This is a genomic window from Cupriavidus sp. SHE (assembly GCF_000812445.1).
Classification (GTDB): Bacteria; Pseudomonadota; Gammaproteobacteria; order Burkholderiales; family Burkholderiaceae; genus Cupriavidus; species Cupriavidus metallidurans.
The window spans coordinates 85860-110052 of sequence record NZ_JWMB01000012.1; the positions used below are offsets into that span (position 1 = coordinate 85860).

Consider the following 24193-nt stretch of genomic DNA (forward strand, 5'->3'; position numbering starts at 1 on the left):
GTGTCGGAACATGCCGCCAATGCTACACCGGCCTACACCTCCGGATGCACCTCGGCCTCGAGTGACTTGACTGGGGTGGCCGGCGTGGGGTGTTTGTCTGTGGCGCGTGCGCGCGTGAGCGTGGTGGCGATGCCGCTGGCCACGATCAGTGCCATGCCCAGCCACGAGATCCAGTTGAGCTTGTCGCTCCATACCAGGATGCCCCACAGGCTGGAAAACACGATGCCCGCGTACTGCAAGTTGGCGGTCAGCAGCGTGTTGCCGCGCTTGTAGGCGCGCGTCATCGACGTCTGGCCAAGCGTGGCGAGGATGCCAATCGCCAGGAGCAGGCCGGCGCTATGCCACGTGTGCGGGCTCACGCCGGTAAACAGCATCCAGACCAGGCCGCACACCAGCCCTACGGCCGAGAAATAGAACACGATGCGGCCTTCCGGCTCGCCCAGTTGGCCGAGTTGGCGCACTTCGACATAGGCCAGCGCCGTGAACACGCCCGAGATCAAACCGATCAGGCCGCCAGTGAGTTGGTCTTGGCCAACCGAGGGTTGCAGCAGACAGATCACGCCGGCAAACGACAGCAGGATTGCGCCGATCAGCTTGCGATCCGCCGCCCCGGCTGTGCCGGCAAGCGCGGCGCTGGCGCCGAGGATCAGGGCGATCCAGACCGGCGACATGTAATTGAGCGTCATGGCCGTGGCCAGCGGCAGCATCGAGATCGAGGTGAACCAGAGCAGCAGTGCCGTCACGCCGAACACGCTGCGCTTGATGTGAGTGGCCATGTGCGGCGTGCGCACCGGTACTCCGCGCGAGGCCAGCATGATCCACATGATCGTCACGCCGATGAGGCTGCGATAGAAGACGATCTCGCCCGTGGTGTAGAACTCGGCCGCCAGCTTGACACCCACCCCCATCAACGAGAACGAGAAGGCGGCGAACAACATCCAGAGCGATTGCATGATGGCGGGTGAGGGCGAGGGGGGGCGGAACGGAAGCGTGTGCCGGTGTCGGCACGGCGCCAAAGGCAGGCAAACCGTTGTAAAAGCAACGAATAAGAGACGGATTCTAGCAGTGCTCCGGCGGCCGCACCAATGCAAAACGGACCGCTCTCGCGGTCCGTTTGCTGGCATCCATCGATAACGGGCGATCAGCGCACGCCTGTTACCTGCTGTAGTCCATCACGCGGCGGTACCACTCGTGGAAGTGCTGCATGCCGTCTTCCATCGGAGACTGGTAGGGGCCGGTCTCGCTGATACCGCGCTTCATCAGCGCCAGGCGGCCGGCGTCCATTCGCTCGGCGATCTCGTCGTCCTCGACGCACGTTTCCATATAGGCAGCGCGCTCGGCCTCGACGAACTCGCACTCGAACAGCGCGATTTCCTCGGGGTAGTAGAACTCGACGATATTGCGCGTCTTGCGCGGGCCCAACGGGTGCAGCGTCGAAATGCACAGCACATTCGGGTACCACTCCACCATGATGTTGGGGAAGTAGGTCAGCCAGATCGCGCCGTGCTTCGGCAGTTGCCCGTTGTTGAAGCGCAACACGGCCTCGTGCCACTTCTCGTACGTAGGGCTGCCCGGGCGCTTCAGGCCAGCATGCAGGCCCACGGTCTGCACGCTATGCCAGTCGCCGAATTCCCACGTGAGGTCGTCGCAGGAGACAAAGCTGCCCAGGCCCGGGTGGAACGGCACGACGTGATAGTCCTCCAGATAGACCTCGATGAAGGTCTTCCAGTTGTAATCACAGTCGTGGACTTCCACGTGGTCGAGCTTGTAACCGTCGAAGTTCAGGTCCTGCGCCACGCCGAGCTTTGCCAGGTCGGCGCGCACGTCGCGCTTGCCCTCGAACAGCAGGCCGTTCCAGTTCTGCAGCGGCGAGCGGTTCAGGTGCGTGCAGGGCTGCTTCTCGAAGTGCGGCGCGCCGAGCAGGCCACCCTTGAGATCGTATGTCCAGCGATGCAGCGGGCAGACGATGTTCCTGGCATTGCCGCGGCCGTTGAGCATGATGGCCTGGCGATGGCGGCACACGTTCGACAGCAGTTCGATGCCGTCAGGGTTGCGCACCAGCATACGGCCTTCGTCCTCGGCGGCCAGCGTCTGAAAGTCGCCGGTCTCCGGCACCATCAGTTCGTGGCCGACGTAGCCGGGGCCGTTCTTGAACAGCAGTTCCAGTTCTTGTTGATGCAGTGCCTCGTCAAAGTAGACATTCACGGGCAACTGCGAATCAGCCGGCGCCAGCTTGAGCGCGGTGCTGAGATTGGACATTATCCCCACTCCCTATAACAGGCGAAAGCAGTGAACAACCCAACCATCGAAATATGAATCGATTTGGGAAACCGTGTCAGACGAGCCGGATCCGGCCAGGTTCCCCGGGGTTAGTGATGGGGAAAATGTGCCCGCCGACACACCGCGTATGAGCGGTCATGTTGGTGCGGACGCAACGGCGCGGAACTCGCTGACGAGCCCGCGATTGTACCCGAGCCAAAAAGTTAAGGGCCTGATTTTTTTGCCTTTTTAGCGAAAAAGTCGACCCGGGTCGTCATGGAGGTGCCCTTTCGGGCGCATTCCGAATGACGACCCGGCCGCACACGTCACTTCCCTGTCAAAACCCGGTGCTAGGCAGATATCCATGCAGTTGGTATGGCTATTGCGCCGGTCAGGCGATTCTGCGGCCAAGCTCAGGATTGGCGTAAAATCCCGGATTCCCCTGATGAAGGCCTGACATGCCAAGAACCACGACCGCCCCGGTCCAGCCTGAAGATACGCCGGCCGCCAGCGTGCCGCCGGCTTCCTATGAGGCCGCAATGGCCGAGCTGGAAACGCTGGTGGCGAGCATGGAAAGCGGCGATCTGCCGCTCGAGGCATCGCTTGCCGCCTACCGCCGCGGTGCCGAGCTGGTGCGCTTTTGCCAGCAGAGCCTGGAGCGCGTGGCGCAGCAGGTCAAGGTACTCGAAGGTGACGCACTGAAGCCGCTAGCCGGCGAGTCGCGCACCCAGAACAACGCAGACAGCAACAGCGCAGATTTCGAATGAGCGATTTCGCCACCTGGATGCGGGCGCAGGGCGCCCGCACCGAAGCCGCTTTGGAAGCGGCCCTACCTTCCACGGACACAATTCCACACACCCTCCATGAGGCGATGCGCTATGCTGTGCTCGGCGGTGGCAAGCGTGTGCGCCCCCTGTTAGTGCACGCTGCGGGCGAGGTGGTCGGTGCGACACCTGAGGCTTGCGACGCCGCAGCATGCGCCGTCGAGATGATTCACGCCTATTCGCTGGTCCACGACGACATGCCCTGCATGGACGACGACGATCTGCGCCGCGGACGCCCCACGGTCCACAAGGCCTATGACGAGGCCACGGCCCTGCTGGTCGGTGACGCGCTGCAGAGCCAGGCGTTTATCGTGCTGGCCCAGACCCCGGCACTGGCCGCGGAAGCGCGCCTGAAAGTGGTGGCGGAACTGGCCGTGGCATCGGGCTCGGTGGGCATGTGCGGTGGACAAGCCATCGACCTCCAGAACGTCGGCAAGGCCATGACCCGCGAGGCGCTCGAAGGCATGCACCGCATGAAGACCGGCGCCCTGTTGCGCGCCAGCGTGCGCATGGGTGCGTTGTGCGGAAACATCGACCAGGCCGGCCTTGTGGCGCTTGATCGATATGCCGCGGCCGTGGGATTGGCGTTCCAGGTCGTGGACGATATTCTCGACGTCACTGCCGACACGGCAACGCTTGGCAAGACGGCGGGCAAGGATGCCGCGAACGACAAGCCGACCTACGTATCGCTGCTTGGCCTGGATGCCGCACGCGAGCTGGCTGCCCAGCTTCGCACCGACGCCCACGAGGCGCTGGAGGGATTCGGCACACGCGCTGGCCGGCTCGCCGAACTGGCCGACCTGATCGTGCTGCGCTCAAACTGAACTGAAAAGCCGGACGCACAGAATCCGGCGGCCGAACGGACACCATGACCTACACGCTGCTCAATAAAATCGACGACCCCGCGGACCTGCGCAAGCTGGACCGTCGCCAGCTCGACACGCTGGCCGAGGAACTCCGCGCCTACGTGCTCGAATCGGTCTCGCAAACCGGCGGGCACCTGTCGTCCAACCTCGGCACGGTGGAGCTGACGATCGCGCTGCACTATGTCTTCGACACACCGAACGATCGCGTGGTCTGGGACGTGGGTCACCAGAGCTATCCCCACAAGATCCTGACTGGCCGCCGCGACCGCATGTCGACGCTGCGCCAGTACGGTGGCATCTCCGGCTTCCCGCGCCGTGCCGAGAGCGAGTACGACACCTTCGGTACTGCGCATTCGTCGACGTCGATTTCCGCGGCGCTGGGCATGGCGCTCGGTGCCCGTACCCGGGGCGAGAAGCGCGTGGGTATCGCCGTGATCGGCGATGGCGCGATGACCGCCGGCATGGCTTTCGAAGCCATGAACAATGCGGGCGTCTACAAGGACCTGCCGATGCTGGTGGTGCTGAACGACAACGACATGTCGATCTCCCCGCCGGTGGGCATGCTGAACAAGCACCTGGCGCGCCTGATGTCGGGCCAGTTCTACGCGGCCACGAAGAAGGGCATCGAGAAGGTGCTGTCGGTGGCGCCGCCGGTGCTCGAATTCGCCAAGCGCCTGGAAGAACATGCCAAGGGCATGGTCGTGCCGGCCACGCTGTTCGAGGAATTCGGTTTCGACTACGTCGGCCCGATCGACGGCCACGACCTCGAGTCGCTGGTCCCGACGCTGCAGAACATCCGCCAGCGCGCGCTGGAAGGCCACGGCCCGCAGTTCCTGCACGTGGTGACCAAGAAGGGCCAGGGCTACAAGCTGGCCGAGGCCGATCCGATCCTCTACCACGGCCCGGGCAAGTTCAATCCGGCCGAGGGTATCCGTCCGTCGGCCAAGCCGTCGCGCAAGACCTACACGCAGGTGTTTGGCGAGTGGCTGTGCGACATGGCCGCCGCCGACAAGCGTCTGATCGGCGTGACGCCGGCCATGCGCGAAGGCTCGGGCATGGTCGAGTTCGAAAAGCGCTTCCCGGACCGCTACTACGACGTCGGTATCGCAGAGCAGCACGCGGTGACCTTCGCCGGCGGCCTGGCCTGTGAAGGCCTGAAGCCGGTGGTGGCGATCTACTCGACGTTCCTGCAACGTGGTTACGACCAGCTTATTCACGACGTGGCGCTGCAGAACCTGCCAGTGGTGTTCGCGCTGGACCGCGCTGGTCTGGTGGGCGCCGATGGCGCCACGCACGCCGGTGTGTACGACATCCCGTTCCTGCGCTGCATCCCGAACATGATGGTGATGGCGCCGGCAGACGAGAACGAGTGCCGTCAGTTGCTGACGACCGCGTTCCAGCAGGACTGCCCGACCGCCGTGCGCTATCCGCGCGGTGCCGGCGTCGGCGTGGCCACGCAGTCCGAACTGACCGCGCTGCCGGTGGGCAAGGGCGAGATCCGCCGCGAAGGCCATGCCCGCGCAGGTCAGCGTGTGGCGATCATGGCGTTCGGTTCGATGGTGCATCCGGCCCTGACCGCGGCTGAGCAACTCGATGCCACGGTGGCCAACATGCGTTTCGTGAAGCCGCTCGATGTGGAACTGGTCAAGCAACTGGCCGCCAATCACGACTTCCTGGTCACGGTGGAAGAGGGCGCCACGATGGGCGGTGCCGGTAGCGCCGTGCTCGAGGCGCTGGCCGAGGCGGATATCGCACTGCCGACGTTGGTGCTGGGCCTGCCTGACAAGTTCATCGACCATGGCGATCCGGCGCATCTGCTGTCGCTGTGCGGCCTCGACGCGGCCGGCATCGAGCGTTCGGTGCGCGAGCGCTTCAGCCTGACGGCGCAACCGGTCAAGGTGGCGAGCGTGGCCTGACGCCACTCGACACAGGTCATACGCGGTACTGAAAACCGGCGCGGCAACCCCGCGCCGGTTTGTTTTTGGGCGAGCGGGAATGGCATTTTTCTGCAGCACGGCGGCATTATCCGCATGAAATATGCGGATTCACGGCGGGCGGAAACATGACTGTCCAATATCCCGTAAAATCGCCTTTCCGTTTTTGTGTTCGCAGCTGCGGGCCGGCGCCCCCATCCAGCCTGGACCCGTCGTTTCACACTCGTTGCGCGGCGTAGAGATGTTCTGCGAAATCGCCGCGACCGTAAGGATGGCCGCGCCCCCTTTGTCGGCCTCCTGGAGGAAACCGTAGATGAATGACATCAATCCCGCCTTTGTCATGCCCGACGTGCAGTCGAGCGTCGATACCCGCCAGATCGTGATCCAGCGCGTCGGCGTGAAGGGCGTGCGATATCCGCTGACGCTGAAGACGCCTGCCGGCGCAGTGGGCACGGTCGGTACGTTCAATATGGACGTGCGCCTGCCGGCCGACCAGAAGGGCACGCACATGTCGCGCTTCGTGGCCCTGCTCGAGGAAAACCGGGCGCCGCTGGACCTGGCCGCTTTCCGCGCGCTGGTCGACGACATGCTGGTTCGCCTGGAAGCCGATGCGGGCCGTATCGAAGTGTCGTTCCCGTACTTCATCACGAAGACCGCGCCGGTGTCGGGCGTGCAGTCGCTGCTGGACTACGAAGTCACGCTCGTGGCCGAGGCGCGTGACGGCCAGACACGCATGTTCATGACCGCGCTGGTGCCGGTGACGAGCCTGTGCCCGTGCTCGAAGAAGATCTCGCAGTACGGCGCGCACAATCAGCGCTCGCATATCACGATGCGCGTGGAGCTTGCCGGTGACCTCGATGTCGAGGCGCTGGTGCGCATGGCCGAGGAAGAGGCATCGTGCGAACTGTGGGGCCTGCTCAAGCGCCCCGACGAGAAGTTCGTGACCGAGCGTGCCTACGAGAATCCGAAGTTCGTGGAAGACCTGGTGCGCGATATCGCGATGCGGCTGAACGCAGACGATCGCATCGTCGCATACACGCTGGAAGCCGAGAATTTCGAATCGATCCACAACCACAGCGCCTATGCTGTGATCGAGCACGACAAGCGGCATCAGTAACAGTCGCTAGTTTTTCGCCCCTCGCCCACGTGTGGGAGAGGGGCGCATTGCCGCATCAGGCTGGTATCAGACCAGTGTCACCGCAGGCGTTCCCGCCGCAACCTCCACCACCTGCACACTGGCTGTCGCCGGCATCGCCGGGGCCACGCCGTCCGCGATTGGCTTGAGCTTGTGAAAGCTGCAACTCAGCTTCGAAGCCGTCAGCGTCACCACTGCGTAACCCTGCGCGTCGGAGTTCACATACGTTAGCCACGGATTGAACGATGTCAGCGTCGTGTTGAACGTGTTCACCATCGCCCCGTTGCCATCGGTCGTGTAGACCAGCGGTTTTGCGTCCGCGAATGCCGCGTCGCTGTCTACCACGCTCTTGAAGTAGCTTTGGAACGAGTTGCTCGACAGACCCGCCGTGACCAGATCCACCATGACCGGGACCGGCGTCGCGGCGTCGTAGTCGTCCATGACCGGGCCCGCGAAGAACGCGTGAATGTCGCCGGTCAGCGCCACCACATTGCTGATGCGCTGCGTCTTCAGGAAGGCCATCATGGCCTTGCGCTCGGCGTTGTAGCCATCCCACTGGTCGGCGTTGAGAATGAACTGGTCGATCAGCATCGCAGGCGGCAGACCGCTGGTCAGCGCGGCCACGATGGCGTTGATCTGGAGCGCGGGCACGGTCAGTCCCGCCAGCAGGCCGCGCAACTGGGTAAAGGCCGGCGCCTGGTAGCTGTTGGCGGTCTTTGCGTCCTTCAGATCCTGCGCAATGGCGCCGGTCAGGGGCCGCTTCTGCGATGCCAGCGCGGGAATTTGCGCGATCACGGCGTCGGCCAGCAACGATCCGACCGCCAGCGCCCCGTCAATCTGCATGCGTAGCAACGAGACCTCGTTGCCCCACAGCTTCCACGTGGTCGTGGCATTGCCTATCTGCTGTTGCCACCAGCCGCGTTGGGTGTCGCCAAGGATCGACACCGGCGTCAGCGCGCCACCAGCGGCGGCCAGCTTGCTGCCTTCCAGCGCGGCCAGCGTGGTCTTCGGCACGAAGTAGCGGCTGCCGATTTCGCTGCCCGCCGCCTGTTCCGGAATCACATGATCGGCGCGATAGAGCCGCTCGTCCGTCATCACCAGCGTGGCGAGGTTGCCGAACGTGAACGAACGGTAGATCTGGATGTTGTGGAACGACGTATCCGCCTGGTCGAAGCTGACGTCGGCTGGCATGAACTCGAACCACGCCTGGTTCGCCGCGCGCCGGCGCGCGGTGCGCGGCGTGGCATCGTCAGTGGCGGTATAGGTCTGGTGGTCCTGCCAGCAGTCGTCGGAGAATTCGTGATCGTCCCAGATTGCGATCACGGGAAAGCGCGCGTGCAGCGCCTGCAGACGCGGATCGCTGCGATATGACTTGTAGAGGTAGCGATAGTCGTCGACCGTGGTCGCGTAGTGGGCACCATCGTCGCGCAGCGTGCCGTTGGGCAACGTCAATTGCGCATGGCGCGTTTCCACCTTGCCGGTCTGGAACGCCGCGCCGACGGTCTCGTAGATGTAGTCGCCCATGTGGACCACGAAATCGAGGTCTTCGTTGACAAGCTCCTCCATGCCGGCCCAGTGATTCACGCTCCAGTCCTGGCAGGTGATGAAGGCGAACTTCAGTTGCGACAGTGGCGTGCCGGCGGTGGGCGCGGTCTTGGTGCGGCCCACGGGACTGGTCTGATTGCCAACCTGGAAACGGTAGTAGTACGTGGTGCCGGCGGACAGGCCCGTCACCTTGTTGCGCAGCGTGTAGTCCCAGTCAGGCGAGGCAGCCAGTGTGCTGTTGACGATCAGCGTGCTGAAGTCCGCCTGTGTCGACACCTGCAGTTGCACGTTGACGGGCTTGCTGCCGTTGTTGCCGTCCACGCGCGTCCAGAGCATGACGCTATCGGGTTTCGGGTCGCCGGATGCCACGCCTTGCTGGAACGTGAACGTGTTGCCCGGCTCGTTGGCGGGCGGCGTCGTGGGCGGATTGGTCGAGGGGGTGGCGGGCGAGGCGTTGTCGTCACCACCGCAGCCGGCCAGGCCGGTGGTGGCCACCGTCACGGTGACGAAACTTCCCCATTGCAGAAATTTGCGGCGATCCACTTTGCGTTCCCTTCCTTGTTATGTGATGCAGGAATCGCAAATTGTTCGGTGGTCCCGTGACCACCATGTGTCTGGATGTCAGCTCGATTAGAGCTTTTCTACGAAGTCCGGGCCTCGGGCAGGCGGATATCGGCCAGATCCCACCGTGGCGTCACGCCATAGTCGTAGCCGTGCCGGGCAAGCTCTGGCGCAGCCTTCAGGCGCATCGCGCCGGCGAACGCGATCATCGCGCCGTTGTCGGTGCAGAACGCCAGATCGGGGTAGAACACCTCGACCTTGCGGCGCTTGCCCATCTCATTGAGCCGTTCGCGCAGTTGCCGATTCGCGCCCACGCCGCCCGCGACCACGAGCCGCTTGTCGCCGGTCTGCTTGAGCGCGGCGAACGACTTGGCGGCCAGTACGTCGACGATCGCATCGACGAACGCGCGCGCCAGATTGGCGCGGTCCTGCTCGCAGGCATTGCTGAGCTTGCGTGTCTGCGTCAGCACGGCGGTCTTGAGGCCAGCGAACGAGAAATCGAGATTGCCAGAATGCAGCATCGGCCGCGGCAGTTCGAAGGCGCCGGGGTTGCCGAATTCCGACAGCCGCGACACTTCCGGGCCGCCCGGATACCCGAGGCCCAGCAGCTTAGCGGTCTTGTCGAATGCTTCGCCGGCGGCGTCGTCGAGCGTTTCGCCGAGCAGCTTGTAGTCGCCGATGCCCTTTACTTCCATGAGCTGGGTGTGCCCACCAGACACCAGCAGCGCCACGAACGGGAACGGCGGCGGGGCACTCGTCAGCAGTGGCGAGAGCAGATGGCCTTCCAGGTGGTGCACGCCGATCATCGGCACGCCTAGCGCGAAGCCCAGCGCATTGGCCACCGATGCGCCCACCAGCAGCGCGCCGGCCAGTCCGGGGCCCTGCGTGTAAGCGATGGCGTCGATGTCCGCGCGCGTGCGGCCCGCATCGTCCAGTACCTGCTGCAATAGCGGCAGCACGCGCCGGATATGGTCGCGTGATGCGAGTTCAGGCACCACGCCGCCGTACTCGCGATGCATGGCGATCTGCGAGTGCAACGCGTGCGCGAGCAGGCCGGCCTCGGTGTCGTAGAGGGCCAGCCCGGTTTCGTCACAGGAGGATTCGATACCGAGGACAAGCATGGCGTTTCTGGTGCGGCTGGCAGCGCCCGTGCAGTCATCTGCAGCGATCGTGCCGGCAAAATCTGAAGGCCAGCAGGGTAGCACACCGGGGCCTGGCGCGCTCGCGGGCCCGCATTTCGATACAATCCGGGCTTCGTTGAAGGGGTGGCATGACTCAGGGCAGACAAGACCGGTTCGATGTGGCGGTGCTGGGCGCGGGAGCGGCCGGCATGATGTGTGCCGCCGTGGCCGGGCAGCGCGGCGCGCGCGTGGTGTTGATCGACCACGCCACGAAACTGGCGGAGAAGATCCGTATTTCAGGCGGCGGGCGGTGCAATTTCACGAATCTCCAGGCCAGCCCGGCCAACTATTTGTCGTCCAACCCCCATTTCTGCCGCTCGGCGCTGGCGCGCTACACGCCGCAAGATTTCCTGGCGCTGATGCGCCGCTACGACATCGGTTGGCATGAGAAGCATCGCGGCCAACTGTTCTGCAATGACAGCGCCGAGGACGTGATCAACCTGCTGCGCGCCGAGTGCGAGGCTGGCGGCGTGCGCTGGCAGACCGGCTGCAGCATCCATGAGATCCGCCGCGAGGGTGCCGACTACCTGTTGCTGACATCCCAGGGCACGGTGCGAGTCGGCGCGCTGGTGGTGGCTACCGGTGGGTTGTCGATCCCGAAGATCGGCGCCACGGACTTCGGCTATGCCATCGCCCGTCAGTTCGGCCTGAAAATCATCGACACGCGACCGGCCCTGGTACCGCTGACGTTTGATGGCCAGGCGTGGCAGCCGTTCGTGCCGTTGGCGGGGGTGTCGATGGAAGTCGATATATCCACCGGCAGCGGCAAGTCCGCAGGCGCGTTCAAGGAAGACCTGCTGTGGACGCATCGGGGCTTGTCCGGACCGGCGGTCCTGCAGATCTCCAGCTACTGGCGCCCCGGCACGCCAATCGAGATTGACCTGTTCGATGGCGAGGACGCCGCCGCGTGGTTGATCGGGCACAAGAAGAGCAGCCGCAAGCATCTGAACAATCTGCTGGGCGAGCGTCTGCCGTCGAGGCTGGCAGACGCATGGTGCGCGGCGGTGGGGCTGCAAGGCACGCAATCCGTGGCTGATATGCCGGACAAGGCACTGCGCCAGCTCGGTGAATCGCTTAATCGCTGGCGGCTGGTGCCGTCCGGCACCGAGGGCTACAAGAAGGCCGAAGTGACGCTGGGCGGCGTTGATACGCGCGGACTGTCGTCGACCACGATGATGGCGCGCGAAGTCGACGGACTTTATTTCATTGGCGAGGTCGTGGACGTGACCGGATGGCTCGGCGGCTACAACTTCCAGTGGGCCTGGGCATCGGCGGTGGCGGCCGGGGAGGCCGTGGCCGAGGCGGCTCGTGGCGCAGGCGCTGTTGCGTAGGCGGCACTGTCGGACCTGGCGTTGGCCAGGGTGCCGGCGCTCACGTGCAGCTTGGCAGACCTTGCGCTAGAATCGTCGCTCTCGTAAAGCCGCCGGCGGGGTGCCGGCGCAATCCCACCCGGTTTTCTCATTGCATTTCGGCCGCCATATGACGACGATTCGCCTTAAGGAAAATGAACCGTTTGAAGTCGCGCTGCGTCGCTTCAAGCGCACCATCGAGAAGAATGGCCTGCTCCCCGAACTGCGGGCGCGGGAGTTTTACGAGAAGCCCACCGCCGAACGCAAACGCAAGCGCGACGCTGCCGTCAAGCGCAATTACAAGCGCCTGCGCAGCCAGATGCTGCCGAAGAAGCTATACTGACCGCGTCTTAGCGTCAGCACGAAACCCGCTGTGAGCATGGCTCCGGCGGGTTTTTGCGTTATGGTCGGGTTTGCCCCGCCCGCGTCCGTCGCTGGCGCGTAATCCAACTTTTCGGAAGATTGCCATGTCCCTCAAAGCCCGCATCAACGATGACATGAAGGCCGCCATGCGTGCCCGTGAAGCCGAGCGTCTCGGCACCGTCCGCCTGCTGCTGGCGGCCATCAAGCAGCGCGAGGTGGACGAACGCATCGAGCTGGACGACGCTGGCATCACCGCCGTGATCGACAAGATGATCAAGCAGCGCAAGGACTCGATCTCCCAGTTCGAGCAGGCCGGCCGCGATGATCTGGTTGCGAAGGAGAAGGCCGAGCTCGACGTGCTGGTAGCCTATATGCCGGCACAGCTCTCCGACGCGGAAGTGGCTGCCGAGGTTCAGAAGGCCGTGACCGAAAGCGGCGCAGCCGGTCCGCAGGACATGGGCAAGGTCATGGGCCTGGTGAAGGCCCGCCTGGCTGGCCGTGCCGACATGACCGCGGTTTCCGGGCTGGTGAAGGCCGCGCTTGCGCCTAAGTAAGCCTCTCATCGGTCAGAATCATTGCCATCAGCAGATGTAATGCGTGATGTTGTCTGCGCGTTGATGAAAATTGCGCGTAGATGTCAGCAATCCCAAGTGGCGCGTTGCATCTGCACTACAATGATTCGATAGCCGCCGGGCGACGCCCCGGTCACGTATTCCAGAAAACTTCGAAACGGCCGCCGGCGTTTTGCCCGGCAGTCCGTGCCATCAGGACGGTCAGTCGGGTGATTCCGCAATCCTTTATTCAGGACCTGCTCAACCGCGTCGACATTGTCGATGTGGTGGGCAAGTACGTGCAGTTGAAGAAGGGCGGCGCCAACTTCATGGGCCTGTGCCCGTTCCATAACGAGAAGTCCCCGTCCTTTACCGTATCGCCGACCAAGCAGTTCTATCACTGCTTCGGCTGCGGCGCGCATGGATCCGCCATCGGGTTCCTGATGGAGTACTCGGGGCAGTCCTACCCCGACGCAGTGCGCGAGCTGGCCCAGTCGGTCGGCCTGTCCGTGCCGGAGGAGCGCAATAGCCTGCCACCCGCCCAGCGGGTAGAGCAGCAGGCCAGGTCGTTGGCGCTGACCGATGCCATGACGCGTGCCACCGACTTCTACAAGAAGCAGTTGCGCGGTGCCCCGCAGGCCATCCAGTACCTCAAGGGCCGTGGCCTGACCGGCGAGATTGCCGCTCACTTCGGTCTTGGCTACGCGCCGGACGACTGGCAAGGGCTGGAGACCGTGTTCGGAAGCTATCGCGATGACGCGATCGCCGGTCCGCTGGTGGAGGCCGGGCTGCTGATCGAGTCCCAGGAGAAGCGCGACGCCGATGGCAAGCCGCGCCGCTACGACCGCTTCCGCGATCGCATCATGTTCCCGATCCGCAATACGAAGGGCAATGTGATCGGGTTTGGCGGCCGCGTGATGGGGCAGGGCGAGCCAAAGTACCTGAATTCACCGGAAACACCGCTCTTCAGCAAGGGAACGGAGCTCTACGGTCTGTTCGAGGCGCGTCACGCAATCCGCGAAAATGGCTACGTGCTGGTGGTAGAAGGCTACATGGATGTGGTTGCGCTGGCCCAGCTCGGGTTTGCCAATGCCGTCGCCACACTTGGCACGGCCTGCACGCCAGTTCATGTGCAGAAGCTGATGCGCCAGACCGACGCCGTGGTCTTCTCGTTCGATGGTGACGCCGCTGGCCGCCGTGCCGCGCGCCGCGCGTTGGAAGCCTGCCTGCCGCACGTGGCGGATAACAAGACGATCCGCTTCCTTTTCCTGCCGGCCGAGCACGACCCGGATAGCTACGTCCGCGAGGAGGGAACTGACGCGTTCGCGCGCCAGGTTCAGAACGCGATGCCTTTGTCGCGCTTCTTGCTGCAAATCGTCACGGAAGATCAGGATCTGCGCCAGCCCGAGGGCCGTGCCCGCGCGCAGTACGAGGCCAAGCCGCTGCTTCAGGCGATGCCCGCCGGTGGCTTGCGGCTGCAGATCGTGCGCGAACTTGCCGATACCACGAGCACCACGCCGGCCGAGATTGAGGCGATTTGCGGCCTGGGCAGCGATTCCTCGCGGGTTGGTCGTTTCGCCCAGCCGCGCCCGCGCGCGCGGCGTCAGGCGCCGACCGGGCTCGAGCAGCGCGTGATCCAGTTGCTGATGTGCTACCCGTCGCTGGCGGCCCGGCTCGATGGGGACGCGCGCGCATTGCTGCTGGACCCCCAGCACTCCGGATCCGAGGCGCTGGGCTACCTGGTGTCCGCTTGCGATGGCATTCAGGGTGAGGTGAATTTTGCGGCCTTCAGCGAGCAGTTGGCGCAGACGCCCTACGCCGATGTCTACGCGAGCGCACGCACGGCGGTACTGCGGGAGGAAATCGAAGAGGAGCCGGCGACGCATGAGTTCGATGGCGCCGTCCACAAGTTGCTGGCCGAGCCGCTGGAGCGCGAGCAGAAGGCGCTCGAGGCCATGGTGAGCGCTGGTACGGCCGACGAAGAGACCAAGGCGCGATATCTCTGGCTATCGCGTGAAGTGCAGCGGCGCAGGCAAATGGGCTGGCGGCCCGCCGCCATGGAGGATAGTTGAGCCGATTTTTGGCGTGAGCAGTTGAGCACGTGGCCAGAACCGATGGATAAATTGGCGGCCAAACTGCTTAAGCCTTGATTTTTCAGGTGAAAACACAACCTGACAGGAAGCCGGGGGTTGGTGACGTGCTACAATGCCCGGTTTGGATTGCGAAATCTTTCTTCCCATTACTGGCGAAAGTGAGCGTGCCAATGGCAAAGGCCAAAGCAACCGAAGGGGTAGCCGTGAAGGCGCCCTCCAAAGCTCCCCAATCAGGGAGCGGCAAGGCGTCCGTGAAAACAACGGCGGCGAAGACATCGACCGCGTCAGTCAGGACGACATCAGCCCGGTCTGCGCCAGCAAAATCCGCGCGGAGCGCAACTGCGCCCGCCGGAACCACTTCCGCCAGGAATCGCACATCCGAAAATACAAAGCCCTCGACTTCGGCACGCGAGAGCGGCAAGAGCGCCAATACAAGCGGCAAGAGCGCCGCTGCACCAGTGAAAGGCAAGAGTATCACCGTGGCGAAACAGCAGAATACCGAAGTCGAGAGCAAGCGTGCGGCAACGACGGCCGGCACACGGAGTGGAGGCGCCAAGGCAGGCACCACCGCTGCCGCGACGCCCAAGGCCCGTGCCGCGACTCCCGCACCCGTTGCATCCGAGCGTCCCGCTGCTCCGGCCGTCAAGCCGGAGCCGAAGAAGCGTGGCCGCAAGCCCAAGGCCGAGATGCAGCAAGACGACAGCACCATCGAAGACGTGACTGAAGAGTTTTACGACAACGACGCGCCGGCTACCCCTGCCGCTGCGCCCAAGACCGAAAAGCAGAAAGCCAAGGACCGCAAGGCCAAGGAAAAGGCCCTGCTCAAGGAATTTGCCTCGTCAAATCAGGCTGGTAGCGAGGAAGAGCTCGAGATCCGTCGCCAGAAGCTCAAGGCGCTGATCAAGCTCGGCAAATCGCGTGGCTACCTGACCTATGCGGAAATCAACGATCACCTGCCGGACGACATGGTCGATTCGGAAACGATCGACACGCTGGTCGCCACGCTGAACGACATCGGTATCGCCGTCTACGAACAGGCGCCGGATGCCGAGACGCTGCTGCTCAACGACAACGCACCGTCCGCCACGAGCGAGGAAGAGGCCGAGGAAGAAGCCGAAGCCGCCCTGTCGACCGTGGACTCCGAATTCGGCCGCACCACCGACCCGGTCCGCATGTACATGCGTGAAATGGGTACCGTGGAACTGCTGACGCGCGAAGGCGAAATCGAAATCGCCAAGCGCATCGAAGCGGGCCTGAAGGACATGGTGATGGCGATCTCGGCCTGCCCGGTCACGATCTCCGAAATCCTGGCCAGCGCCGAGCGCGTGGCGAACGAAGAGATCAAGATCGACGAGTTCGTCGATGGCCTGATCGACCCGAACGCAGAGGAAGTCCAGGACAACTCCCCGGCCCAGGCGGTAGCCGCCGATGACGAGGACGAGGATTCGGACGAAGACGGCGACGACGGCGAAGAGGAAGACGACGAAAGCGGCGGTGGCGCCGGTGCGTCGGCTCGCCAGCTTGAGGAACTGAAGGTTGCCGCGCTGGAAAAATTCCGCGTGATCGCCGAGCAGTTCGACAAGATGCGCCGTGCCTTCGAAAAGGAAGGCTACAAGTCCAAGCCGTACGTGAAGGCCCAGGAAGCTATCCAGGCCGAACTGATGAGCATTCGCTTCACCGCGCGTAACGTCGAGCGTCTGTGCGACACGCTGCGTGGCCAGGTGGACGAAGTGCGCAAGCTGGAACGCGCCATCCTGAATATCGTCGTCGACAAGTGCGGCATGCCGCGCGCCGACTTCGTTGCCCGTTTCCCGGGCAACGAGACGAACCTGGACTGGATCCAGACCATCGTGGCCGACAACAAGTCGTACAGCACGATCGTCGAGCGTAACGTGCCGGCCGTGCACGAGCTGCAGCAGAAGCTGATCGACCTGCAGTCGCGTGTGGTGCTGCCGCTGAAGGAACTGAAGGACGTCAATCGCAAGATGTCCGAAGGCGAGAAGCGCGCCCGCGAAGCCAAGCGTGAAATGACCGAGGCCAACCTGCGTCTGGTGATCTCGATCGCGAAGAAGTACACGAACCGCGGCCTGCAGTTCCTGGATCTGATCCAGGAAGGCAACATCGGCCTGATGAAGGCGGTGGACAAGTTCGAATACCGTCGCGGCTACAAGTTCTCCACGTACGCCACGTGGTGGATTCGCCAGGCCATCACGCGCTCGATCGCCGACCAGGCTCGTACCATCCGTATTCCGGTTCACATGATCGAAACGATCAACAAGATGAACCGGATCTCGCGCCAGATCCTGCAGGAAACCGGCAACGAGCCGGATCCGGCAACGCTGGCCGAGAAGATGGAGATGCCCGAGGACAAGATCCGCAAGATCATGAAGATCGCCAAGGAACCGATCTCCATGGAAACGCCGATCGGTGACGACGACGATTCGCATCTGGGCGACTTCATCGAAGACACGAACACGCTGGCCCCGGCCGAGGCTGCGCTGCATGGCTCCATGCGCGACGTGGTCAAGGACGTGCTCGACAGCCTGACGCCGCGCGAAGCCAAGGTGCTGCGCATGCGTTTCGGCATCGAAATGAGCACCGACCACACGCTCGAGGAAGTCGGCAAGCAGTTCGACGTGACGCGCGAACGTATCCGCCAGATCGAGGCAAAGGCACTGCGCAAGCTGCGCCACCCGAGCCGCTCCGACAAGCTGAAGAGCTTCCTGGAAGGCAACTAACGCCTTTCAAGGGCCTCTAGCTCATGCCTGGTTAGAGCAGCGGACTCATAATCCGTTGGTGCCGTGTTCGACTCACGGGAGGCCCACCACTGATGTTGTAAATGCGAAGGGGTTACGGTTCAGACCGTAACCCCTTTTCTGTTTCTGGCCTGTTTCTGGCGGTAGATCGACCAAAACTGTCGATCAAGGACTCAAGCCCACGCCCGTTCCACCCGCCCTGTCATCACCTCCCACGCCGCCCACGCCCCTTCCACCAACCTCTCGACGATCTTCCCCGCCGGCTCGATCGCGTCGGCGAACCCGCCGGCCGGGCCGAGCGAGACGATGCCGGCGTCGGCATCGCCGCCCAGGTACACGCGTTCCTGCGTGCGCGACGACAGGATGAGGTCGCCGAATGCCGCGTGCGAGCGGGTGCCTTCGGCTTCGAGGCGCTGCACCTCGCGCGCGGCAGCGTTGTCGAGCACGCGCCAGGTATCGTTCAGGCTGCGTAGGATCGCAATCGAGCAGTGCTCGTCGGCGGCGGCGATGCGTTCCTTTAGTGCGCGATGGGTGGCGATCTCCGTGGCCACCATGAAGCGGCTGCCCATCACCACGCCATCGGTGCCAAGCGCCAGCGCGGCCGCGATCTGACGGCCGCTGCCGATGCCGCCGCCGATCACGAGCGGGATCTCCACACGCTCCAGCGCAAACGCGCCATTGACGAAGGCCGACAACTGGTTGGCGCCAGGGTGTCCCCCTTCCTCGAGCCCGACCAGCGCGACGGCATCCACGCCAAGCCGCTGCGCTGTGAGCGCGTGGCGCACGCTTGGGCACTTGTGGATCAGCAGGCCACCGCCGGCATGGATCGGCGCGACCAGTCGCTCGGGCGACATGCCCGCGCTCTCGAACACGCGCACGCCTTCGTCCAGCGCCACGTCGATCCATGCAGCGGCCAACTGGTTTCGATCCTCGCGAGCCGAGAGCGTGACGTTGACACCAAAGGGCCGACCCCGGGTCAGCGTGCGGCAACGGCGGAGGTCGGCGCGGAAGGCTTCGAGGGTCGGGAAGGAGCGCGCGGTGATGAACCCCATCGCTCCCGCGTTGACCACGGCCGCCACCACATCGGACGTGCCGAGGAGTTGCATGCCGCCCAGCAGGATCGGATAGCGGATATCCAGCAGCGCCGCCAGGCGCGTCTGGAAGATGCGTTCGGCCGCGTGGCCGGATGCTGCCGGACTCATGTGTTCTCCTCGGTCGGACGTCAGGATGTGGTGCGGGCCAGAGAGGTTGGCTTCAGAGCATCACGTAGCCGCCACTCACACCAAGGCTCTGGCCGGTGATGAAGGCCGCGCGATCCGATGCCAGGAAAGCCACCACGCCCGAGATGTCCTCGGGCCGTGACAGCCTGCCGAGCCCGCGTGCGATCGGGTAGGCGCCGAGCATTTTCTTGAGGCGATCGTCGGTCTCGGGGGTGGACGACGGATGCAGCGGGCCGTTGGCGATGCCCTCGTGCGACACCGCGCCCAGTGCGATGGTGTTCACGTTGATGCAGTCACGGCCGTGCTCCTGCGCGATCGCCTTCGCGAAGCCCAGCATGGCGGCCTTGGCGCCCGAGTAGACCGCCAGGCGTGCCTCGCCGACGCGTCCGGCTTCGGACATGATGTTGACGATCTTGCCGCCGCCCTTGCGTTGCATGCCGGGCAGGGCGCTGTGGCAGCAGTTCATCACGCCGTAGACGTTCAGGTCGACGACTTCCTTCCAGTCTTCCACCGGCATTTCCATGAACGTTGGGGGCATACCGCCCTTGGTGCGACGCGCCACGGTCACGCCGGCGTTGTTCACCAGGATATCGACGTCGCCGAAGCGTTCACGCGCCGCCGCGAACATGCGTTCCACCTGTTCCGAGTCGCCGATATCTGCCTGCACGGCCAATGCCTGGCCGCCTGCTGTTTCGATCTCCTTTTGCACCGCCTGCGCGCGCTCCAGGAAGTAGTCGTTGATCACCACCTTGACGCCTTCGCCGGCGAGTTCCAGGCAGATGCGTCGGCCCACGCCTTGTCCGCCACCAGTTACCAATGCCACCTTGCCTTGCAGATGCAGTTCCATTCCGTACTCCTCCAGTTTTCGATGTTCTGTGTTTCGATGCCGTTCGCTTGCGGATTAGCGCCCGACGAATCGGGGCTCGCGCTTCTCGACGAATGCGCGCATCCCTTCCTTCCTGTCTTCGCTGTCCATCACCATGGCCGCGCCGTAGCATTCGAACTGCAGGCCCATGTCGACCGAGCCCTGCATGCCCAGGTTGACCGACCGCTTGGCGAAGCGCACGGCCAGCGGTGGTTGCGCGGCGATGCGCCTGGCCATCGTCAGTGCCGCGTCCATCAGCTTGTCGTCGTCGATCACACGGTTCACCAGGCGGATGTCTTTCGCGGCGTCGGCGTTGATCAGTTCGCTGGTAAAGATCAGTTCCTTGGCGATGGCCGGACCCACCACGCGCGGCAGGCGCTGCGTGCCGCCCGCCGCGGGAATGACGCCGAGCTTGATCTCTGGCAGGCCGAATCGTGCCGATTTGGCTGCCAGACGGATGTCGGCGCACAGGGCCAGTTCCAGGCCGCCGCCGAGCGCCACGCCATTGATGGCGGCGATCACCGGTTTCTCGAATTCCTCGATGCCACGGAACAGCTCGTGCGTGCGTTGCTGCGTGACGTAGTAGTCGGCGGGGTGGGCCGTGCCGCCGGCGCGTTCCTTGATGTCGGCGCCTGCGCAGAATGCTCTGTCACCGGTGCCGGTCAGCACTACGCATCGAACGCTGGTGTCGTCACGCGCCAACTCGAAGAACGCGCGGGCGAGATCCGGTTTCATGGTGCCGCCGAGTGTGTTCATGCGATCCGGGCGGTTCAGCCGGATGATGGCCACGCCTTCGACCACTTCGTACAACAGGGTTTCGAATTGCATCCTTGTCTCCTTGCTTGGAATGATGTGCGCGACGGATGCGCCAGCCGTGCTCGCGGCCGGCGCATTCGCGGGGTCAGTGCGATGCCGCCAGGATGTGCGCGAAGGCCACAGAGCCGAGCCCGATCATGTGGGCGAGCCCCAGGCGTGCGCCGGGGTGCTGCCGTCCATGTGCCTCGCCGCGTATCTGGCGCGTGATTTCGGCGATCTGCCCGATGCCGGTCGGGCCGGTCGGGTGGCCCATGCCGAGCAGGCCACCCGAAGCATTGACCGCGCATTCGCCGCCAATGGCGGAAGCGCCGCGTTCAAGCCATGCCGCGCCTTCCCCGGGCGCGCACAGGTCCATCGCTTCGGTGTAGACCAATTCCTCGATCGAAAAGGCCTCGTGCAACTCCACCAGGTTCAGGTCGCGCGGGCCGACGCCGGCCTGCTCGTACGCCATCGCTGTGGACTTGCGCACCATGTCGACGGCTGCAGACGAATCGCCGTGTTCCAGTTCTTCGCTGTTCGCCACCGATGCCAGCACGCGCACGGCGCGGCGCTTGTCCAGGCCGAGCCGCTTGATCGCGGCCTCGGACACCACGATCACGGCTGCGGCGCCATCGCCACGCGGGCAGCACTGCTGCACCGTCAGGTCACCCACCACCTTGGGCGATGCCATGACCTGCTCGAGCGTACGAGCCTTGCGGAACTGCGCATATGGGTTGAGCGCTGCGTTGCCATGGTTCTTTACCGCGACGCGCGCCATCGCTTCGGGCTTCAGCCCGTGCTGGCGCAGGTATTCATGCGCCATCAGCGCGAACTTCACGGGCGGCATGGTCGCGGTGGGCGCAAGGTGCGGCAGGCCGTCCTTGTCGGCGGCCTTGCGGCCATCGCCGAACTTGTCGACGCCGATTGCCACCACCACGTCCGAGACGCCGCTTGCCACTTCCAGGCACGCCTGGCGGAATGCCGAGCAACCCGATGCCGAAGCGCTTTCCACCTGTGTCACGGCCAGGCCGGTAGAGCCCAGGTGGCGGAACATCACGCGTCCCGCTGCCATGCCGATTGCCGAGGTGCCCACGTAGGCGCTCTGCACCTCGGGCCAGGCGATGCCAGCGTCCGCCAGCGCCTCGCGCATCGCGCGCAGACCAAGGCTGACGTAAGGGGTGTCCGACGCGAACTGGTACGGATGCAGGCCGATGCCGATGACATAGACCGAGGTCTGCTGCAGCAGGCGGTTCATCGTTGCACCTCCTGGCTGGCGGGTACGAAGCGCAGTGGATAGCGGTCGCCGCACGGTGCGTCGGCGCGGATCACGCCCTGAACCGTCATGCCCGGGGCCAGCTCCGCTTCGCTGACGACGTCGAGCAGGACCTCTTCGCGAATGCCTTCCGCAAAGTCGACCTCGCCGACGACGAACGGCGGCGGCATGTCGCGCACCAGTGGCGCATGGACAGTCACGTAATTGCGCAGCGTGCCTCGCGCCGGCATTTGTTCCACCGTGCCGCGCTCGGGCTCGGCGCCGCAGTACTGGCAGCCATAGGCGGAAGCGGGATAGGTGGGCTTGCCACATGCGCCGCAGCGCAGGACGGCCAGGCTTGGCGCTGCTTGTGTTCCAGGCGAGCGGGATTCCGCAGTCTGCATCGTGTCTCCTCTTCAGTGTCTGTTTGCCCATCGGTGCGCGGGTGCCTTGTACGTCGACGCGCCGTCGCGGGTGCCATCGGCCGATCTTTATCTTGCATAACTACGATAGGTCGGATTAGTATCCAGTATATCGTAGTCATATCCCCTGTCAAACACGGAAACGCGTACGAAATCTCGTAGACTGTGCGGTTTGGGCGGATGTTGCCCTTTCAATACGAGATTTCGGAGAACCCATGCCTAGCTTTGTTCCTGCTGCCGCGCGCAGCCTTGCCGTCTTCGAGGTGTTCTCGCGCGAAAAGCGCGAGCTCTCCAATTCGGAACTTGCGCGCCTGCTCGACCTGCCGGAGAGCAGTTGCTCGGACCTGCTGCATACGCTGACCGAGACGGGGTACCTGATGCGTACCGCGCGCACGCGCCGCTTCTATCCCACGATGCGGCTTCATTCGATCTGCGAGGCCATTGCGGGCAACGATCCGCTGGCCGCCGTGGCGGCCGAGGCCACCGAGTTCCTCACCGGCAAGACGGGCGAGACCTCGCTGTGCGGCCGGTTGGACGGCGCCTACGTGCGGGTGACCGGCTTCCAGGAAAGTCGCTACGAACTGCGTTACGTGCTGCGCGTTGGCAAGCGTCTGGCCTTGCACGCCACGGCGCTCGGCAAGGCGTTGCTGGCGGTGCTGCCGCCGGAAGACGCCGCGCGGCAGTTGCGCCTGCGCGCGCTGCCCAAGCTGGGGCCGAAGACGGAAGTCAATCCGGTCGCGCTGGAAAAGCAGGTCGCCGAAGTGCGCGAGCGCGGATGGGCGTGGGTCGAGGACGAGGGCGGAGAAGGGGTGACGGCCATCGCGGTGGCCGGGCGGATCGGCGACGAGCCGTTCGCGATCTCGCTGGCCGGCCCCACCGAACGATTCAATCGCCGCAAGGACGAGTACCTGGAGGTGATCGAGGCAGCGCGGGATCTGGTGTTCCCGACAGCCCAGAAGGATTAGGCCGGCACATGGGACCGCTCCTGTGGTCGGCGTTGTTTCGACGGTGCCTGGCGATGATGCCGCTGGCGCCGGATGCATTTCCCAACCGGACTATTACAGGAGACATCCATGTTTTTCGAAGCCACGCCAGAGCAGCGACTGCTGCGCGACAACATTCGCCGATTCATGCAGGCGGAGGTTGCTCCGCTAATCAGCCGGCATGATCAGGAGAAGACCTTTCCGTTCGAGATCTTGAAGGGGCTGGCGCAGTTCGGCTACATCGGCGGGCGCCTGTCAGAGGAGCAGGGCGGGATGGGGCTGGACCAGCTCACTTGGGCGATGATGATGGAAGAGGCCGGCTATGCCTGGCTTTCGCTGCGTACCATCCTGAACATCACTAACGGCCCGATCGCCAAGCTTGCCGCAGTCGGCACGCCGGACCAGAAGACCCGTTTCCTCGATCCGTTGCTCGCCTGCGAGCGCAAGGTGTTCACAGCGATCAGCGAGCCTGGCACCGGTTCCAATATCGCGCAGATCCAGACGCGCGCCGACCTGAAGGGCGACCACTACGTGCTCAACGGCCGCAAGCTCTGGATCACCAACGGCGCATTTGCCGACTTCGGCATCGTGGTGGCGCGCACCTATAGCGACAACTGCGAAGGCCAGCTGTCGACGTTCCTGGTGGAGCGCGAGGTCAGCCCCTACGAGGTGCGTCGCGTGGACACCATGGTGCTGCGCAGTACCGGCACCGCCGAGCTCGGTTTCGACAACGTGCGTGTGCCGCGCGAGAACCTGCTCGGCGAGGAAGGCGGCGCGCTCAAGCGCATGCTGCAGGGCCTGGATGGCGCGCGCGTCAATATCGCGATGGGCGCTGTGGGCGCGGCGCAGTGCGCGCTCGATCTGGCTACGGACTATGCCAAGACGCGCACGCAGTTCGGTCGTGCCATCGGCAGCTTTCAGCTCGTGCAGAAGATGATCGTGGACATGACGATCCGGGTGGAAGCCGCTCGCGCGCTCGGGTATCGCGCCGCGATGGCGCTCGACCGTGGCGAGGACACGCGTGTCTCAGCGTCGATCGCCAAGCTGTATGCGACCGAGGCCGCGCACGAAGTAGCCAGCATGGCGCTGCAAGTGCATGGCGGTCTGGGTTACGCCACCGATTATCCGATCGAACGCATCTTCCGCGACACGCGCGGCGGCACCATTCCCGAGGGGACCACGGAGGTGCAGACCTTGATCGTCGGCCGCGAGATTCTGGGCATGTCGGCGATTGCCTGA

At 64.3% G+C, this 24193-nt stretch carries 21 protein-coding genes and 1 tRNA gene; 12 read left to right on the plus strand and 10 right to left on the minus strand.

The window, feature by feature from the left end; genetic code table 11:
* Window positions 1–32 precede the first annotated feature (32 nt).
* Entirely contained in the window at window positions 33–953 is a 921-nt protein-coding gene (locus RN01_RS06325) for a DMT family transporter (protein WP_024569945.1), read from the minus strand.
* Window positions 954–1155: 202 nt separating this feature from the next.
* Window positions 1156–2259 (minus strand): aromatic ring-hydroxylating dioxygenase subunit alpha, encoded by a 1104-nt coding sequence (locus RN01_RS06330; protein ID WP_017512921.1) that lies wholly within the window; start codon window positions 2257–2259, stop codon window positions 1156–1158.
* 458 nt (window positions 2260–2717) lie between these two features.
* Here RN01_RS06330 and RN01_RS06335 point away from each other — a divergent pair, with 458 nt between their 5' ends.
* The 4 genes from RN01_RS06335 to folE2 all read left to right on the plus strand — a co-directional run bounded on the left by RN01_RS06335 (window position 2718) and on the right by folE2 (window position 7000).
* On the plus strand, window positions 2718–3026 hold the full coding sequence (locus RN01_RS06335; protein WP_008649843.1) for an exodeoxyribonuclease VII small subunit: 309 nt from the start codon (window positions 2718–2720) through the stop codon (window positions 3024–3026).
* A complete protein-coding gene (locus RN01_RS06340) occupies window positions 3023–3907 on the plus strand; it encodes a polyprenyl synthetase family protein (RefSeq protein ID WP_017514777.1) in 885 nt (294 codons plus the stop codon). The genes RN01_RS06335 and RN01_RS06340 overlap by 4 nt, the downstream gene beginning before the upstream one ends.
* A 44-nt stretch (window positions 3908–3951) precedes the next feature.
* On the plus strand, window positions 3952–5865 hold the full coding sequence (gene dxs, locus RN01_RS06345) for a 1-deoxy-D-xylulose-5-phosphate synthase (protein ID WP_017514778.1): 1914 nt from the start codon (window positions 3952–3954) through the stop codon (window positions 5863–5865).
* Between the two features lie 331 nt (window positions 5866–6196).
* On the plus strand, window positions 6197–7000 hold the full coding sequence (gene folE2, locus RN01_RS06350; protein WP_008649847.1) for a GTP cyclohydrolase FolE2: 804 nt from the start codon (window positions 6197–6199) through the stop codon (window positions 6998–7000).
* Window positions 7001–7066: 66 nt separating this feature from the next.
* Here folE2 and RN01_RS06355 read toward each other — a convergent pair whose 3' ends face one another.
* Entirely contained in the window at window positions 7067–9106 is a 2040-nt protein-coding gene (locus RN01_RS06355; protein WP_017513891.1) for an alkaline phosphatase, read from the minus strand.
* 98 nt (window positions 9107–9204) lie between these two features.
* Window positions 9205–10245, minus strand: a complete 1041-nt coding sequence (gene tsaD, locus RN01_RS06360) for a tRNA (adenosine(37)-N6)-threonylcarbamoyltransferase complex transferase subunit TsaD (protein WP_017513890.1) — start codon at window positions 10243–10245, stop codon at window positions 9205–9207.
* A 149-nt stretch (window positions 10246–10394) separates the two neighbouring features.
* Between tsaD and RN01_RS06365 the strand changes: the two genes are divergently transcribed.
* The 4 genes from RN01_RS06365 (at window position 10395) to dnaG (ending at window position 14640) form a co-directional block, all read left to right on the plus strand.
* Entirely contained in the window at window positions 10395–11636 is a 1242-nt protein-coding gene (locus tag RN01_RS06365; RefSeq protein WP_024569944.1) for an NAD(P)/FAD-dependent oxidoreductase, read from the plus strand.
* Between the two features lie 148 nt (window positions 11637–11784).
* Window positions 11785–11997 carry a 30S ribosomal protein S21 gene (gene rpsU / locus RN01_RS06370; RefSeq protein WP_008649856.1) on the plus strand — a complete coding sequence of 71 codons (213 nt, stop codon included), beginning with the start codon at window positions 11785–11787 and terminating at the stop codon, window positions 11995–11997.
* Window positions 11998–12121: 124 nt separating this feature from the next.
* Window positions 12122–12571 (plus strand): GatB/YqeY domain-containing protein, encoded by a 450-nt coding sequence (locus RN01_RS06375; RefSeq protein ID WP_008649861.1) that lies wholly within the window; start codon window positions 12122–12124, stop codon window positions 12569–12571.
* 227 nt (window positions 12572–12798) lie between these two features.
* Complete coding sequence (gene dnaG, locus RN01_RS06380; protein ID WP_024569943.1) at window positions 12799–14640, plus strand: DNA primase; 1842 nt, start codon at window positions 12799–12801, stop codon at window positions 14638–14640.
* Window positions 14641–14722: 82 nt separating this feature from the next.
* On the opposite strand, the gene RN01_RS33805 is transcribed toward dnaG, so the two are convergent.
* A complete protein-coding gene (locus RN01_RS33805) occupies window positions 14723–15130 on the minus strand; it encodes a hypothetical protein (protein WP_223277285.1) in 408 nt (135 codons plus the stop codon).
* Between RN01_RS33805 and rpoD the strand changes: the two genes are divergently transcribed.
* Both rpoD and RN01_RS06395 read left to right on the plus strand, forming a co-directional pair.
* Window positions 15120–17399 carry an RNA polymerase sigma factor RpoD gene (gene rpoD, locus RN01_RS06390; protein ID WP_017512930.1) on the plus strand — a complete coding sequence of 760 codons (2280 nt, stop codon included), beginning with the start codon at window positions 15120–15122 and terminating at the stop codon, window positions 17397–17399. The genes RN01_RS33805 and rpoD overlap by 11 nt on opposite strands.
* 10 nt (window positions 17400–17409) lie before the next feature.
* Window positions 17410–17488, plus strand: a tRNA-Ile gene (locus tag RN01_RS06395).
* 102 nt (window positions 17489–17590) lie between these two features.
* Here RN01_RS06395 and RN01_RS06400 read toward each other — a convergent pair.
* The 5 genes from RN01_RS06400 to RN01_RS06420 all read right to left on the minus strand — a co-directional run bounded on the left by RN01_RS06400 (window position 17591) and on the right by RN01_RS06420 (window position 21953).
* Entirely contained in the window at window positions 17591–18619 is a 1029-nt protein-coding gene (locus tag RN01_RS06400) for a nitronate monooxygenase family protein (RefSeq protein WP_017512931.1), read from the minus strand.
* A 52-nt stretch (window positions 18620–18671) separates the two neighbouring features.
* Window positions 18672–19484, minus strand: a complete 813-nt coding sequence (locus RN01_RS06405; protein WP_017512932.1) for an SDR family NAD(P)-dependent oxidoreductase — start codon at window positions 19482–19484, stop codon at window positions 18672–18674.
* A 54-nt stretch (window positions 19485–19538) separates the two neighbouring features.
* Window positions 19539–20330 (minus strand): enoyl-CoA hydratase/isomerase family protein, encoded by a 792-nt coding sequence (locus RN01_RS06410; protein WP_017512933.1) that lies wholly within the window; start codon window positions 20328–20330, stop codon window positions 19539–19541.
* Between the two features lie 73 nt (window positions 20331–20403).
* Entirely contained in the window at window positions 20404–21552 is a 1149-nt protein-coding gene (locus RN01_RS06415) for a thiolase family protein (protein WP_017512934.1), read from the minus strand.
* Window positions 21549–21953: a Zn-ribbon domain-containing OB-fold protein gene (locus RN01_RS06420; protein WP_017512935.1), complete on the minus strand. Its 405-nt coding sequence runs from the start codon at window positions 21951–21953 to the stop codon at window positions 21549–21551. Before RN01_RS06420 ends, RN01_RS06415 begins: the two co-directional genes overlap by 4 nt.
* A 233-nt stretch (window positions 21954–22186) precedes the next feature.
* On the opposite strand from RN01_RS06420, the gene RN01_RS06425 reads away from it, so the two are divergent.
* Both RN01_RS06425 and RN01_RS06430 read left to right on the plus strand, forming a co-directional pair.
* On the plus strand, window positions 22187–22936 hold the full coding sequence (locus RN01_RS06425; protein ID WP_011517180.1) for an IclR family transcriptional regulator: 750 nt from the start codon (window positions 22187–22189) through the stop codon (window positions 22934–22936).
* A gap of 108 nt (window positions 22937–23044) precedes the next feature.
* Window positions 23045–24193 carry an acyl-CoA dehydrogenase family protein gene (locus tag RN01_RS06430; RefSeq protein ID WP_011517179.1) on the plus strand — a complete coding sequence of 383 codons (1149 nt, stop codon included), beginning with the start codon at window positions 23045–23047 and terminating at the stop codon, window positions 24191–24193.

Bases quoted from the DNA above. Each gene is read 5' to 3' on its own strand.
- RN01_RS06335 (WP_008649843.1), top strand. From the start codon at position 2,718: ATGCCAAGAACCACGACCGCCCCGGTCCAGCCTGAAGATACGCCGGCC.
- RN01_RS06415 (WP_017512934.1), bottom strand. From the start codon at position 21,552: ATGAACCGCCTGCTGCAGCAGACCTCGGTCTATGTCATCGGCATCGGC.
- rpsU (WP_008649856.1), top strand. From the start codon at position 11,785: ATGACGACGATTCGCCTTAAGGAAAATGAACCGTTTGAAGTCGCGCTG.
- RN01_RS06410 (WP_017512933.1), bottom strand. From the start codon at position 20,330: ATGCAATTCGAAACCCTGTTGTACGAAGTGGTCGAAGGCGTGGCCATC.
- dxs (WP_017514778.1), top strand. From the start codon at position 3,952: ATGACCTACACGCTGCTCAATAAAATCGACGACCCCGCGGACCTGCGC.
- RN01_RS06420 (WP_017512935.1), bottom strand. From the start codon at position 21,953: ATGCAGACTGCGGAATCCCGCTCGCCTGGAACACAAGCAGCGCCAAGC.
- RN01_RS06430 (WP_011517179.1), top strand. From the start codon at position 23,045: ATGTTTTTCGAAGCCACGCCAGAGCAGCGACTGCTGCGCGACAACATT.
- RN01_RS06340 (WP_017514777.1), top strand. From the start codon at position 3,023: ATGAGCGATTTCGCCACCTGGATGCGGGCGCAGGGCGCCCGCACCGAA.
- RN01_RS06400 (WP_017512931.1), bottom strand. From the start codon at position 18,619: ATGAGTCCGGCAGCATCCGGCCACGCGGCCGAACGCATCTTCCAGACG.
- RN01_RS06365 (WP_024569944.1), top strand. From the start codon at position 10,395: ATGACTCAGGGCAGACAAGACCGGTTCGATGTGGCGGTGCTGGGCGCG.
- RN01_RS06405 (WP_017512932.1), bottom strand. From the start codon at position 19,484: ATGGAACTGCATCTGCAAGGCAAGGTGGCATTGGTAACTGGTGGCGGA.
- RN01_RS06375 (WP_008649861.1), top strand. From the start codon at position 12,122: ATGTCCCTCAAAGCCCGCATCAACGATGACATGAAGGCCGCCATGCGT.
- RN01_RS06330 (WP_017512921.1), bottom strand. From the start codon at position 2,259: ATGTCCAATCTCAGCACCGCGCTCAAGCTGGCGCCGGCTGATTCGCAG.
- folE2 (WP_008649847.1), top strand. From the start codon at position 6,197: ATGAATGACATCAATCCCGCCTTTGTCATGCCCGACGTGCAGTCGAGC.
- RN01_RS06325 (WP_024569945.1), bottom strand. From the start codon at position 953: ATGCAATCGCTCTGGATGTTGTTCGCCGCCTTCTCGTTCTCGTTGATG.
- RN01_RS06425 (WP_011517180.1), top strand. From the start codon at position 22,187: ATGCCTAGCTTTGTTCCTGCTGCCGCGCGCAGCCTTGCCGTCTTCGAG.
- tsaD (WP_017513890.1), bottom strand. From the start codon at position 10,245: ATGCTTGTCCTCGGTATCGAATCCTCCTGTGACGAAACCGGGCTGGCC.